This window comes from Staphylococcus sp. HMSC056G08 (assembly GCF_001812305.1).
GTDB classification, from domain to species: Bacteria; Bacillota; Bacilli; order Staphylococcales; family Staphylococcaceae; genus Staphylococcus; species Staphylococcus simulans.
On sequence record NZ_KV808421.1, the window covers coordinates 1 to 14,618 of the forward strand.

Annotated in this window: 12 protein-coding genes; 6 read left to right on the plus strand and 6 right to left on the minus strand. The window is 35.7% G+C overall.

Going from position 1 to position 14,618, the window contains the following annotated elements:
* Positions 1-175 precede the first annotated feature (175 nt).
* Positions 176-640, plus strand: coding sequence for a hypothetical protein (locus HMPREF2846_RS00710; protein WP_002481195.1), 465 nt, complete (start codon positions 176-178; stop codon positions 638-640).
* A gap of 259 nt (positions 641-899) precedes the next feature.
* On the opposite strand, the gene HMPREF2846_RS00715 is transcribed toward HMPREF2846_RS00710, so the two are convergent.
* Positions 900-1,649 carry a glycerophosphodiester phosphodiesterase gene (locus HMPREF2846_RS00715; RefSeq protein WP_002481196.1) on the minus strand — a complete coding sequence of 250 codons (750 nt, stop codon included), beginning with the start codon at positions 1,647-1,649 and terminating at the stop codon, positions 900-902.
* A gap of 66 nt (positions 1,650-1,715) precedes the next feature.
* Here HMPREF2846_RS00715 and HMPREF2846_RS00720 point away from each other — a divergent pair, with 66 nt between their 5' ends.
* From HMPREF2846_RS00720 to serA, 3 genes are all read left to right on the plus strand, one after another.
* The gene (locus HMPREF2846_RS00720; RefSeq protein ID WP_070625233.1) at positions 1,716-2,156 is read left to right on the plus strand and encodes an SACOL1771 family peroxiredoxin; all 441 of its coding nucleotides are present in this window, start codon (positions 1,716-1,718) and stop codon (positions 2,154-2,156) included.
* A 166-nt stretch (positions 2,157-2,322) separates the two neighbouring features.
* Positions 2,323-3,480, plus strand: a complete 1,158-nt coding sequence (locus HMPREF2846_RS00725) for a pyridoxal-phosphate-dependent aminotransferase family protein (protein ID WP_023015977.1) — start codon at positions 2,323-2,325, stop codon at positions 3,478-3,480.
* Positions 3,473-5,065: a phosphoglycerate dehydrogenase gene (serA, locus tag HMPREF2846_RS00730; protein WP_070625235.1), complete on the plus strand. Its 1,593-nt coding sequence runs from the start codon at positions 3,473-3,475 to the stop codon at positions 5,063-5,065. The genes HMPREF2846_RS00725 and serA overlap by 8 nt, the downstream gene beginning before the upstream one ends.
* Before the next feature lie 55 nt (positions 5,066-5,120).
* Here serA and HMPREF2846_RS00735 read toward each other — a convergent pair whose 3' ends face one another.
* The 3 genes from HMPREF2846_RS00735 to HMPREF2846_RS00745 form a co-directional block, all read right to left on the minus strand.
* On the minus strand, positions 5,121-6,242 hold the full coding sequence (locus HMPREF2846_RS00735) for an HAD family hydrolase (RefSeq protein ID WP_070625236.1): 1,122 nt from the start codon (positions 6,240-6,242) through the stop codon (positions 5,121-5,123).
* A 110-nt stretch (positions 6,243-6,352) separates the two neighbouring features.
* Positions 6,353-7,819, minus strand: coding sequence for an N-acetylglucosamine-specific PTS transporter subunit IIBC (nagE, locus tag HMPREF2846_RS00740; protein WP_070625239.1), 1,467 nt, complete (start codon positions 7,817-7,819; stop codon positions 6,353-6,355).
* A gap of 109 nt (positions 7,820-7,928) precedes the next feature.
* Positions 7,929-8,540: a lysophospholipid acyltransferase family protein gene (locus HMPREF2846_RS00745; RefSeq protein WP_070625241.1), complete on the minus strand. Its 612-nt coding sequence runs from the start codon at positions 8,538-8,540 to the stop codon at positions 7,929-7,931.
* A 185-nt stretch (positions 8,541-8,725) separates the two neighbouring features.
* Here HMPREF2846_RS00745 and HMPREF2846_RS00750 point away from each other — a divergent pair, with 185 nt between their 5' ends.
* Positions 8,726-9,895 (plus strand): S1C family serine protease, encoded by a 1,170-nt coding sequence (locus HMPREF2846_RS00750; protein ID WP_057509802.1) that lies wholly within the window; start codon positions 8,726-8,728, stop codon positions 9,893-9,895.
* A gap of 87 nt (positions 9,896-9,982) precedes the next feature.
* On the opposite strand, the gene tyrS is transcribed toward HMPREF2846_RS00750, so the two are convergent.
* Complete coding sequence (gene tyrS / locus HMPREF2846_RS00755) at positions 9,983-11,245, minus strand: tyrosine--tRNA ligase (protein WP_070625243.1); 1,263 nt, start codon at positions 11,243-11,245, stop codon at positions 9,983-9,985.
* Between the two features lie 362 nt (positions 11,246-11,607).
* Between tyrS and HMPREF2846_RS00760 the strand changes: the two genes are divergently transcribed.
* Positions 11,608-12,513, plus strand: coding sequence for a biosynthetic peptidoglycan transglycosylase (locus HMPREF2846_RS00760; protein ID WP_070625245.1), 906 nt, complete (start codon positions 11,608-11,610; stop codon positions 12,511-12,513).
* A 52-nt stretch (positions 12,514-12,565) separates the two neighbouring features.
* Here the strand turns inward: HMPREF2846_RS00760 and HMPREF2846_RS00765 are convergent, their stop codons facing one another.
* The gene (locus tag HMPREF2846_RS00765) at positions 12,566-14,233 is read right to left on the minus strand and encodes a formate--tetrahydrofolate ligase (protein ID WP_070625248.1); all 1,668 of its coding nucleotides are present in this window, start codon (positions 14,231-14,233) and stop codon (positions 12,566-12,568) included.
* Positions 14,234-14,618 lie beyond the last annotated feature (385 nt).

The window sequence follows — 14,618 nt, forward strand, 5'->3', positions numbered from 1 at the left end:
ATTATCACCAGTCCTAAATAGTATAGAGCCATAATAATTTCGAGATTTCGATACTGCATCTTTTCAAAAGGTGCAGTATTTTTTATGTTAATTTTCCCCTTCCCTTTTATAAGCGCTAGTATTATTCAGTTGTTTGCGTCATAATATAATTACTAAATAGAAGGAGATGTGCAACGTGAAAAACTGGTTGAAAAATAATAGATTGATTATGATACTAGCTGGTGTTTATCTTGTTTCTGGTTTCATCTTCTTACCAAGTTTTACTGAATACTTTGATAAAAGTTATTTTGAAAAATCAATATTAAAAGTGATCATTGATGCTTTTATAGCCAACTTCGGCTTTGCATTATCTTTATCCCTTGCGATTTCTTTTGTACTTTCAGCTATTATTATGACGTATCAATATTTTAAAAATGACGAAGTAGATAACGTAATAAAAAGTTTTGCGTTTATCGTTTTAGTGGTTAACGTGTATGTATTTGTTAGTACTTTGATTTTATTATCAATTACCCAAGATAATGGTGAAGCGATTTTTGCGTTATTTGGATTCTTTTATGGTTTCACAAAGTATCTGCCTTGGGCTTATAACATGATTAATGAACGATTCAATATATCAGACATAAAAATGAATAAAAAATAAAGGATGCCTGTAAAATCAGACATCCTTTTATTATGCACGATGCGCTTTGGCTTTTTTTCGTTTTACTACTCTATAGATAGTAACTCCTATAATGATGATTACCCAGCTTAATAACTCTTTTTTATCCAGTCTTTGGATGGGTTTGAGGTTAAATTTCATCGTTGTTCGAGAAAAACAGATATGAGTTCTCAATCGTTCTTCTCTTATCTTCCCTTCTGTTAATTAGATAATTTAATTATACAAGTGGTATTCTAATTAATCAATCTAATTCAAAATAATGATTTGGGCCATCTGTAATGATGCCATCTACCCCATCAATCATTAGTTTTCTAATATCATTGATATCATTGACTGTATAAGGCAATACTTTTAAGTGATGCAAGTGTGCCCTTTCTATAAACTTTTGGTTAACGAGTTCATAATTAGGATTAGCATACTCACAAAATTTAGCTAATTTATTAAAATTCGGCATTTTAAACAAATATTTTTTCTTACTTAACAACACACCAAGAGAATACTTTCGTGTAAGTTTAGAAATTTTCTCTATACTTCTTTCATCAAATGATTGGATAATGACCTTATCTGCATCTAAATGGGCATCTTCTATTTCTTTTAATAATTGTTCTTCTATATTTGGATATTTACTTGGCTTCTTAATCTCAATCAGTAAAGTCGTATCATGTGGTTCAACTAACTTTGCGACTTCTTTAAATGTCATAATCTTTGCGCCTATAAATGTCGCATCTTTCCATGAACCGAAATCATAGCTTTTTAATTCATCTCGCGTATAATCTTTAACATACCCACTTCCATTAGAAGTTCGATCTATTTTATCATCATGGATAACAACGAGTTGATGATCTTTAGTTAAATGCACATCAATTTCTAGCATATCTACTGAAGCGTTCAATGCTGCTTTATAAGCCAGTAACGTATTTTCCGGATAATCTAATGAAAATCCACGATGTGCAATAATTTGAAAATCCTCACTCGGAATGACTTTTTCCATGTTATTCACCCTTTTAATATGATTGTAAAAACAATCTATCATAATTTAAACGGAGGTCAAAGAGATATGGCAGAACATGATTTTATTGTGACAACACAATGGAGCGGCGGCAGAGATGAAACTGGCACTGTTAAAGGCGATGTTTTAAACGAGTCTATTTCTATTCCAAGCTCACTTGGAGGTGTTGGCGAAGGTACAAATCCAGATGAAATGTTGATTGCTGCTGCCTCTTCTTGTTATATCATTTCATTAGCAGCAACTCTAGAACGTGCCCATTTCACTGATATTTCTATTAATCAATCTTCAGTCGGTACCGCTTCTCTCAACAACGGTAAATTCAAAATGGAGAAAATTACGCATCATCCTAAAATTACTGTTGATGTTCATCAAAAAGAAGCACTTGAAAAAAGATTAGATAAACTTTTAAAAATTGCTGACAATAACTGCATGATATCTAATTCAATCAGAGGTAATGTTGAGATTGAAATCGATGCAGTCATTCTATAACAGTGACCCAACTTTGGTTGGGTTGCTTGTTATTTTATATTAAAACGCTTACAATATCAGTTTAATATAAAATCATCAATTTTAAGTAAAAGTATACTTAAATTGCCTTTATTATTTTCAGAATATTTGGTAAGATTAATGAATCTTACATTAGGGGGAAATCTATATGTATCATCATCCATTGTTATTGACACCTGGACCAACTCCGATTCCTGAACGCATTCAACGCGTCATTCAAGAACCGATGATTGGTCATCGCACAAAAGAATTTGAAGCAATCGCAGAAAAAGCATATAAAGGGTTAAAACCTGTATTCGGGGCTGAAAACGACGTTTTAATCTTTACTTCCAGTGGGACAAGTGCTTTAGAAGCAAGTATGGTTAATCTGTTAAATCCGAATGACCATGTGGCTGTAATTGTTTCTGGTGCCTTTGGTAATCGTTATAAACAAATCGCTCAAACATATTTTAAAAATGTACATGTCTTTGAAGTAGCTTGGGGAGCAGCAGTAGACGTTGAGGCATTTATTCAATATCTAAAAGCATTACCAGAACCTGTAACTGCCGTTTACAGTCAATATTGTGAAACATCGACTTCTGTCCTTCACCCTATTCATGAATTGGGTAAAGCGATTCACAAAAACTTCCCAGAAACATACTTTGTAGTAGACGGTGTAAGCTGTGTCGGGGCTGTAGATGTCAACTTAAAACGTGACTACATTGATGTCTTAGTGTCAGGAAGTCAAAAAGCAATCATGTTACCACCAGGCTTGGCATTTGCGGCTTATTCTGATCGCGCTAAAGCACGTTTTGCAGAAGTTAAAACACCTCGTTTTTATTTAGACTTCAATAAATATATTGCTTCTGCTGAAAAAAATTCAACACCATTTACACCGAATGTGAGTCTGTATAAAGGTGTCGCTGCCTATGCAGATTGGATTGAAGAACAAGGCTTTGAAAACGTAATTGAACGTCATAACGTCATCAGAGATGGTTTAAGAGCTGCATTAAAAGCTTTAGACTTGCCATTACTTGTTAAAGATGAATTTGCTTCACCAACTGTAACCGCATTTGTGCCAAATTCTCCAAGCGAAGTCACAACGATTAAAAATGAATTACTAGACCGTTTCAATATCACAATTGCTGGCGGTCAAGGTAAATTAAAAGGTCAAATTCTACGTATTGGTCATTTAGGTCAAATCGATACTGCCGACATTTTACAATGCATCAGCGCATTAGAAATTGTACTTTCAGAAATACGTCATCAAACATATATCGGCAAAGGTACTACAGCATATTTAGAGGTGGTAAAAGCTTATGTATAAAATTTTAGTATCAGATCCCATCGCTAAAGATGGTTTACAAACTTTATTAGACGATCCAGATTTCGAAGTAGATATTGATACAGGACTTTCTCCTGACGAACTAATAGAAAAAATTAAAGCATATGACGGTTTAATCATACGAAGCCAGACACAGGTAACACCTGAAGTCATTGAAGCTGCTGAAAATTTAAAAATCATTGCACGTGCAGGTGTCGGTGTCGATAATATTGATAGAGATGCAGCTACAAAGCATGGTGTATTAGTGATTAATGCCCCTGATGGTAATACTATTTCAGCAACAGAACATTCAATGGCAATGATACTTGCGATGGCGCGTCAAATACCTGAAGCCAACCAATCATTAAAAGAAGGTAAATGGAATCGTTCTCAATTTAAGGGTACAGAGTTGTATCATAAAACACTTGGTATCATCGGTACAGGACGTATTGGTCTAGGTGTCGCTAAACGTGCGAAAAGTTTTGGTATGAAAATTATCGCATTTGATCCTTACTTAACTGCTGAAAAAGCAAAAGAACTAGATATCGAGCGTGCCTCAGTTGATGAAATTGCACAACGTGCTGATTTTGTAACAGTCCATACCCCACTGACACCTAAAACGAAAGGTTTAATCAATGCTGATTTCTTTGCTCAAGCAAAACCTAATTTACAAATCATCAACGTTGCACGTGGCGGTATTATTGATGAACAAGCTTTAGTTGATGCTTTAGATAAAGGTTTAATTGCACGTGCTGCTATTGACGTATTTGAACATGAACCTGCAACTGATTCACCTTTAACTAAACACGATAAAATTGTTGTAACACCGCACTTAGGTGCTTCAACAGTTGAAGCTCAAGAAAAAGTGGCCGTCTCTGTTTCAAATGAAATAGAAGAATTCTTCCACGCAGGTAATGTCCGACATGCGGTCAATGCACCAAAAATGATTTTTGGCGAAGAAGATAATGAGTTACAAGAATACTTGAACTTATGTGATATGGTCGGCAAAGTATGTATCCAATTATTAGGTAAAGCACCACGTGAATTGAAAATTAAATTCAGCGGTGAATTAGTTAAAGAAGATACAAATATTTTAACACGTACGATTGCTAAAGGAATTTTATCTCAAGATCTAGCTGAACGTGTAAACTTGGTTAATGCCCTCTTCTTATTAAATGAACAAAACGTTGTTTATAATGTGGAAAAAGATGCGAAATCACGTTCATTCAACAACTATATTGAATTAACAATGATTAACCGTGATCGTAAAGTAACAGTCGGTGCCACTGTCTTAAACGGCTATGGTCCACGTATCGTTCAAATCAATGACTACCCTGTTGATTTCAAACCAGAAAAATATCAATTAGTCATTCATCACCAAGACCGTCCAGGTATCGTAGGACGCACAGGACAAATTTTAGGTGAATATGATATCAACATCGCTTCTATGCACTTAGGACGTACTACACAAGGCGGTAATGCGATGATGATTATCTCAGTCGATATGCCTGTTTCTGACGAAGTTATCGCTGCATTACATCAAATCGATGGATTTGAATCTATTCAATTTGTAGACTTAAATAAATAATAATCACAAAAATACCGGCAAACTGGAAATAATATCCAAGTTTGCCGGTTTTTCATTACAATAAAATTGAACGAATATCTAATACATTATCCACAATATAATCTGCGTGATATGATTCTAATTCTTCTTTCGCTTTTTTACCTTTTAAACCGGTTAAAGTACCGATAAACGTTGCACCTGTCTTTTGTGCACTGAATAAATCTGCAAGAGAGTCACCGACTATGTATATCTCTTCTCCAGCAAATACCTGTTCTTGTTGTTCGGCATAATTTTGATAATCCGCTTCATTATTACCGTTATATGCGGCAACATAACAAAACGGGTTCGGTTTACCTAATGGTTTAAGTTCAGGGAACATTTCTTCTGCCTTTAACACTTCACTCGCTGATACAATGTGTGACTCATCAAAGTATTTTAAAAAGCCTTTATCTTCAAATGGCACTAACGTTTCCGTTCTTGGTCGACCTGTCGCAACTGCGAGCGTATAGCCAGCTGCTTTTAAGTCACTTAATAAAGTTTTGAGTTGATCCGCTTCAGCCAATTCTTCTTCATGATAAATATAACCTGTTTTAAAATCGCTTCTCGGTATTTTTCCTTCAACTTTTCGATATAAACGATGACCCAAATACCATTCTTGGAATACTTCTTGTGCAATTTCCCATAAAGGACTGCGGATTTCAAACAACTCAGTATGATTTGTATCAAGTTGCTCTGCCGCATAGTTGCGTAAATCACGGTAAATTTTTGTTTTACCTGATTCTGCGTTTTCGATAAAGTGAAGCGGCTTCATAAAGTCGACTTGTTGACGACCGACCAAGTCTCCTACTTCTTGAATGGTCACATCTGTAAAAGGATGTGCTGTTAAAAAGGCTTCCCTGTCCTCTTTCGATAACGTTTTGAGTAAATCTATCAAATGAATGGATAACACAATAAACAACATATCCCAGTTGGAGTTCAAACCACGAGATTTCATCGCATTTAAAATGTTATCTTGATCAAAAACAACTTGGCGAATCAAGTTGATTTCGCTGTCATTAATAGAATTAAATGTCACAGTCGGCATTAATTTTAAAAAGTGCTGACTCATCAGCATTTCGTATACCGTTAATGCTGAAACATCAAAACATCTTTCTTCACTTAAAAATACACCATCAACATCAAATAATACTGCTTTCATTTCTCCACCTACTTCGGAAAATTCAGAATAATTAATATTATACAAAGTTATACATAAATAAGCAATAGAACGGAGACAACTCTTCTTAAAGCGTCTCCGTTCTTATGACTTTATTCTGATTCTAATTGTCTTTCTACTTCATCTGCGACTTGTTGAACCTGTGTACCGATAATGACTTGAACATTATGTTGGCCGCTTGTTGTTACACCCGCAGCACCGGATTGTTTAATTTGCGCTTTATCGATTTGATCAATATTTGCCACTTCTAAACGTAAACGTGTAGCACAGTTCGTTAATGAAGTAATATTTTCTTTACCACCTAATCCAGAAATAATTTGTGTAGACATTGCGCTATATTTGCCACCTTTGCCCGTCTCACTTGAAACACCTTCTTCATCCACAGGGTCAGCAATCTTTTCATCTCCACGACCAGGAGTATTTAAATTAAAGACTGAAATAGCCACTCTGAACACTACATAATAAATTACAAAGAAGACAACACCCTGTACCATCAACATCCATGGATGATTAGAAACTGGATTGATTAATGATAATAAGAAGTCAATCAGTCCTGCACTAAATGAGAAACCTGCAGTCCAATGGAAAAGTGCAGCGATGAATAAAGATAAACCTGTTAACAATGCATGAATTACAAATAATACTGGAGCTGCAAACATAAATGCGAATTCGATCGGTTCAGTTACACCTACAAAGAAAGCTGAAATCGAACCAGCGAGCATTAAACCAGCAACACGTTTCTTTTGTTTAGAATCTGCTGTTTGATACATAGCAAGAGCAGCTGCTGGCACACCAAACATCATCACTGGGAAGAATCCAGCCATATATCTGCCTGTGATACCTTTAACCGCACCTTCTCCTGTTTGGAATTTCGCAATATCATTAATACCTGCTAAATCAAACCAGAATACTGAATTTAATGCGTGGTGTAATCCAGTTGGAATTAATAAACGGTTGAAAAATCCGTACAGGAATGCACCGAATGCGCCGAAATCCATAATCCATTTACCAAATGAAATAATACCACTATACACGAATGGCCATACAAATAATAAAATAATCGTCAAAATAACCGATAAGAATGCTGTCATAATAGGTACTAAACGCTTACCACTAAAGAATGACAAAGCAGTCGGTAATTCGGTCCCACTGAATTTGTTGTAACAAAATGCCGCAATTAAACCGATAATTAAGCCGATAAATACATTTTGGTTATTCATAGCGGTAAAACCGATGTTTAAGCTATCTTCTTTTACACTTAAAATTTTTGCTAAAGTTTCTGTTTTTAATACTGACGTCACAACAAAGTAACCAACAACTGCCGCAAGTGCCACAGAACCATCGTTCTTTTTGGCCATACCTAGTGCCACACCAATCGCGAAAAGTAAGCCGAGTTGTTCTAAAACTGCGATACCGCTTTGGAAAATAAATTCAGCTAAAGTCGGTGTAACCTCTAAAGCCTTTAATAAATTTCCAATACCAATAATAATGGCTGCTGCTGGCAAGACGGCAACGAGAAGCATTAATGAGCGTCCAAGACGTTGTAAAAAGTTATACATTGTTCATCCTTCTCTCTCTATATAAAATGATTGAAAACACATAAAAATAAAGTCAGATGCGGTGAAGGAGCTGCGTTCTCTACCATCATCTGACTTTGATGTCATGTTATTATTTAGGTAACTGTTTTAATTCTTGTTGTAAGGCTCTTGTACGTTTAGTTAATTCTTGTGTAATATAGTCCACTTTTTCATGACGTTTTTTTAAATGGTCTGGTAAAGCGTTCGTATCAATCGGTTCACCAAAGATAATTTTAGCTTTGCCTGTTACTAGACCAATAATTTTATCTGGACCTTCATAAGCTGCAGGTACAATAGGTACTTTTGCCATCATAGCAATCGTAGCTGCACCACGTTTTAATGGTGTTTCTTCAGAAGTACGATGTCCTGCTGGGAACATACCGATTGTTTTATTTTTCTTCAATAAATTCACAGGTGTTTTAATAGTACTTGGTCCCGGATTTTCACGATCCACTGGAAAAGCATTTAATGATTTTAAGAAGTTGCCGAAAGCCGGGTTATAAAACAACTCTTTCTTAGCCATATAATGGATTTGATTTGGGTAAAGCGCCATACCAAGCATAATCACTTCGTTATAACTTTCATGGTTGCAAGTGACCACATAACGATTTAGTTGCGGTACATTTTCTTGTCCATAAACTTTAAGCGATTTACTTAGTTTGACAATAATCCAATATAAAATACTGCTGATAAATTTATACATTCTGTCACCTACTAAATTGTTTATTTAACTATACAAATTCTATCACTTCCGCCCCTTGGCAACAAGCCTATTTCAAGCTTCTATTGATTCTGTCATCATCTTATAAAGTTTGTCATAGCAAAATAGTAGAAATTATGTACTAAACATATGATAATAATAAAAAGAAACATATTGGGAGGAATTCAATGACTGAATACTATAACGAAAATCATCAACCGCCTAAGCGTTCGTTCCCATGGTTACGTGTGATTCTCATCGCTTTACTTTCGGGAATCGTCGGCGCTTTAATTGTCTTCGGTGCCACAAAATTGATGAATTCATCAAATGACGGTGCGACTGTACAAGAAGCCTCAAATAGTAAAGGCGGCAATGTCTTAGACGGTAAAAGTTCAAAGTATAAATCTGTTAATCAAATGATCAATGATGTCTCACCTTCTATTGTTGGTGTAATCAATATGCAGAAAGCACAAAGCTTAGAAGATTTCTTCAATGGCTCTGCTGGTAAATCACAAGAAGCGGGTATCGGTTCTGGTGTAATTTATCAAAAATCCGGTGACAGTGCGTATATCGTTACTAACAATCATGTGGTGGATGGTGCAAGTGAAATCAAAGTTCAATTACATGATACAAAAAAAGTCGATGCTAAATTAGTCGGCAAAGATGCATTAACTGATATCGCGGTATTAAAAATCGAAAATGCACCGGGTACTAAAGCTATCCAATTCGCAAACTCATCAAAAGTTAAAACAGGAGACAGCGTTTTTGCGATTGGTAACCCATTAGGATTAGAATTTGCGAATACTGTGACATCAGGTATCATTTCTGCAAATGAACGTACGATTGAAACACAAACATCTGCCGGTAATAATAAAGTGTCAGTGCTACAAACCGATGCAGCAATCAACCCTGGTAACTCAGGCGGTGCTTTAGTCAATTTAGATGGCGATCTTGTCGGCATCAACTCTATGAAAATTTCAATGGCACAAGTTGAAGGTATCGGATTTGCGATTCCAAGTAATGAAGTGAAAATTACAATCGAACAACTTGTAAAACATGGTAAAGTCGAACGCCCTTCTATTGGTATCGGTACAATCAACATGAGCGACATTCCTGAACGTTATAAACGTGAATTAGATACCGATCGTAATGATGGTGTCTATGTGGCGAAAGCTTCAGGCAGCAGCGAACTTAAAGAAGGAGACATTATCATCGAAGCAGATGGTAAAGCAATTAAAGATGATAGTGATTTAAGATCTTACTTATATGAAAATAAAAAGCCGGACGATACATTGAAAGTTAAAGTTATCCGTGATGGCAAGAAACAAGATTTAGATGTACGTCTAGGTAAAAAATAATCGTTTGAACACATATTAAAACGCTTGAAGCAGGACATTCCTCTTCAAGCGTTTTATTTGTTTATATTCATTTCCGAAATAATAATATTATTGGTATTTCACCATGAAGTATTTCTTTTTACCGCGACGTACTATTGTAAATTCATTATCAATTTTATCTTCGTCAGTAATTTCATATTTTAAATCTTGTTGACGTTCACCATTAATGTAAATCGCACTGTTTGATACATCTTCACGTGCTTGGCGTTTAGAAGAAGAAATACCCGCTTCTACAATGAAATCAACAATATTTGTTGTATCATGGCCGACTGCAGCTTGTGGTACATCTTTAAAGCCTTCACGTAATTCTTGACTGCTTAAAGCTTTTAAATTACCGCTGAATAATGCTTCTGAAATACGAATCGCATCATCTAAGGCAGCTTGACCATGAATAAAGCTTACAACATTTTCAGCAAGTGCTTTTTGCGCTTCACGTTTATGAGGTGCTTCATTTTTAGATGCTTCTAATTGTTCAATTTCTGCTTTATCTAAGAACGTAAAGTATTTTAAGAACTTGATAACATCTTCGTCAGATGTATTGATCCAGAATTGGTAAAGTTCGTATGGGCTTGTTTTTTCAGCATCTAACCAAACTGTACCTGATTCGGATTTACCGAATTTCTTACCATCCGCTTTTGTAACTAATGGAATTGTGAAACCAAACGCTTCTGTTTGACCGTACATACGGCGCATTAATTCGATACCACTTGTGATATTACCCCATTGGTCAGAGCCGCCGATTTGAACTTTACAGTTAAATTCACGGTTTAAATGACCGAAATCAATTGCTTGTAAAATCATGTATGTGAATTCAGTGTAAGAAATACCTTTTTCTAAACGTGATTGTACTGAGTCTTTACCTAACATGTAATTCACGCCTACATGTTTACCGTAATCACGTAAGAAATCAATTAATGAAATTTGGCTTAACCAATCTTTATTGTTAACAAGTTGTGCTGCACCTTCACCAGAGAAATTAAAGATTTTATCCATTTGTGCACCGATACCACGTACGTTATCTTCAACTTGTGATTCTGTTTGTAAAACACGTTCGTCCGTTCTGCCTGATGGGTCTCCAATCATACCTGTACCGCCGCCGATTAATACAATCGGTTTATGACCGTATTCTTGGAAACGACGTAAAGTTAATAATGGTAATAAATGACCGATATGCATACTGTCAGCAGTTGGGTCCACACCACAGTATAATGTCACTTGCTCTTTATCTAATAATGCTTTTAAACCTTCAGCATCTGTTTGTTGATAAACTAGGCCACGCCACTCTAAATCTTGTAATAATTCATTTGTCATATCATATTCCTCCTCATATTTTGTGTTTGCTGTGTTTTAGAAATTTGGAAAATAAAAAACCCTTACAGAAAAATTCTGTAAGGGCGCATCTATTGCACGGTACCACCATACTTAAAAAGGTTACTTTCATTAATGATACGTTCATTAAGTCAAACGTTGGATACTTTTTATTAAGGCAACAGGTGTATTCACTGATTTGTTGTTACTGGTTCGCAGCATCCACCAGTTCTCTGAGAACAATCAAATGAGTTACTTTTCCTTATCCAAAACATATTAATTTGTTTTCATTATAATCAACTGTTTTTTAAAAGTCAACTTGAATTCAATTATGCTATACTATGTTTAATTAACGGAGGCGAAACATGAAACCATTCAAACTTAATGAACCCTTAGCTTCTACCCCGCTTCGTATCTTTGAACTATGGTATAAGCGGATTAAATATTCTTTTGTTTGGCTGTTCATCATTATTTTGCTGACTTTGAGTTTAGCAACCGGTTTATTAGTCGGTTTCTTTATGAGTATGACAGCACAGTCAGAAAATATTACAGATACAGAATTACGTGAGGCAGTACTGAATGTACCTGGTGATGAACAAGTCAATTATGCTAAAAAGGATTTCTTATCACAATATGATGAATCACAAAACCCATTGTTAGTTGGACCGAAAAGCGTGAATGCTTTAATACCTAAAGCTTTAATTGCTTCTGAAGATTCACTGTATTATAAACATGATGGAATCTTACCTAAGGCATTACTGAGAGCTATTTATCAAGATATATTTGAAACAGAGGTCTCTTCAGGCGGCAGTACCATTACCCAACAAGTGATTAAGAATCAGGTGTTGAATAATGATAAGACCTATAACCGTAAAGCAAATGAAATTGTACTGGCACTCAAACTTGAACGGATTATGACTAAAGAAGAAATCTTATATACGTATTTGAACATCGTTCCTTTTGGACGTGATTATAATGGCGACAACATTACAGGTATTGGATCCGCTTCATTTAGTTTATTCGGGAAACCGCCAAGTGATGTGAATTTGCCGGAAGCGGCTTATCTTGTCGGATTAGTTCAAAGTCCTTATTATTACACACCTTATGAAGCAGACGGCACACTTAAACCTAAAGATGAACTCGAAATCGGCTTACAGCGCCAACATTATGTACTATGGCGTATGAGAGTAGAAGGATTGATTTCTGAATCTACGTATGAAAAAGCAGAAAAATATAATATAGAAGCACATTTAATGACAAAAAGACCCTGAAGTCATGAGTAATATACTCACACTTCAGGGCCTGTTTTAGTTATAGCTTAAATTAGAATAAACCTTTCGCATGGCCGTCTTCTGTAACGTCCATATTTAATGCAGCTGGTTTCTTAGGTAAGCCAGGCATTGTCATAATCGCACCTGTTAAAGCAACGATAAAGCCAGCACCTGTTTTAGCTTGTAATTCTCTGATTGTGATTTCGAAATCATCAGGCGCACCTAATAAATCTTTATCATCTGAGAATGAATATTGTGTTTTAGCCATACATACTGGGTAATTATCCCAACCGTTATCTTTAATTTGTTTCAATTGTTTTTGTGCTTTGCTTGTAAATGTTACTTTTTTACCGCCATAGATGTTTTTAACAATTTTTTCGATTTTTTGTTCAATTGGTTCATCAAGTTCATAAGTATTTTTGAAATCATGTTTTTCATTTAATACTTCTTTCACTTGTTCAGCTAATTCAATGCCGCCTTTGCCGCCTTTTTCCCAAACTTCAGTTAAGGCAATACGTACATTGTTTTCTTTTGCCCAGTCTTCAACTACTTTAGTTTCAGCATCTGTATCTGCTACGAATGCATTTAATGCTACGACTGGTTCTACACCGAATGAACGGATGTTTTTGATATGACGTGCTAAGTTTTCTAAACCGTCTTTAACTGCTTGAACATTTTCTTCTTTCAAGTCATCTTTTGCTACGCCGCCATGCATTTTCAATGCACGGATTGTCGCAACAACTACAGCAGCACTTGGTTCGAATCCTGCTTTACGTGATTTGATGTTCATGAATTTTTCAGCACCTAAGTCTGAACCGAATCCAGCTTCAGTCACCACAACATCAGCTAGTTTACGTGCTGTTTCAGTTGCAAGAATTGAGTTACAACCATGTGCAATATTTGCGAATGGCCCACCGTGAATTAATGCTGGTGTACCTTCGATTGATTGCACTAAGTTAGGTTTGATTGCGTCTTTAAGAATCATCGCAATTGCACCTTCAACTTCTAAATCAGCAACCGTAACTGGTTTGCGATCACGTGTATATGCAACTGTAATGTTAGCGATACTTTCTTTTAAGTCTTTCAAGCCAGTGCTTAGGCAAAGAATCGCCATAATTTCAGATGCTACTGTGATGTTGAATCCATCTTCACGCGGAACACCTTGTGTTGGTCCACCAAGACCTACTACAACTTGTCTTAACGCACGGTCGTTCATGTCTAACACACGTTTCCATTCGATACGACGTTGGTCAATGCCTAACGCATTACCTTGATGGATGTGGTTATCAATAAATGCTGATAACGCGTTGTTTGCTGTTGTAATCGTATGGAAGTCACCGTTGAAGTGTAAGTTGATATCTTCCATTGGTAATACTTGTGCGTAACCGCCGCCAGTTGCGCCACCTTTAATACCGAATACTGGACCTAATGCTGGCTCACGTAATGCCATAATGACATTATCTCCTAATTCATGGAAGGCATCTGCTAAACCAACAGTTACAGTTGATTTACCTTCACCAGCTGGTGTTGGACTCATTGCAGTAACAAGAACAACTTTCCCTTTGTCCCCATTGTCTTTTAATTGGTTAATGTCAATTTTAGCTTTATAGTGACCATATGGTTCTAAAGCATCTTCCGAAATACCAATCTTTTCTGCAATGTCTTTAATTGGTTGTAATGTAGCTTGATTCGCGATATCCAAATCTGATAAATGACTCAATTCATTCAGCCCCTTATTTAGTAATTGAATTACAGTCTCAGCAACCATCCGTTCACTTTATTTACCACGTACTTTTATGCCCTCAACGCTTTAAAAATACGTTTAGATAAATGCAGTAAATAGAGACCTGCTTCAACTGTTTTTAAAACCTTTTACATCATTCATCATATCGAAATATACATTTATTGTCGAACATATTCATCATTAATTTTTAAGTATTCTTACTTTTATGGTAATATTACAAAAATAGATGATAAAATTTTATGTAAAACCTTTATTTTGCAATAATGAAAGCGATACCAAAACATTGATTTTATTTTGATATCGCTCATATGATCAACCTATTTTATTGGGCTCTATACTATTTAGGACTGGTGATAATCAC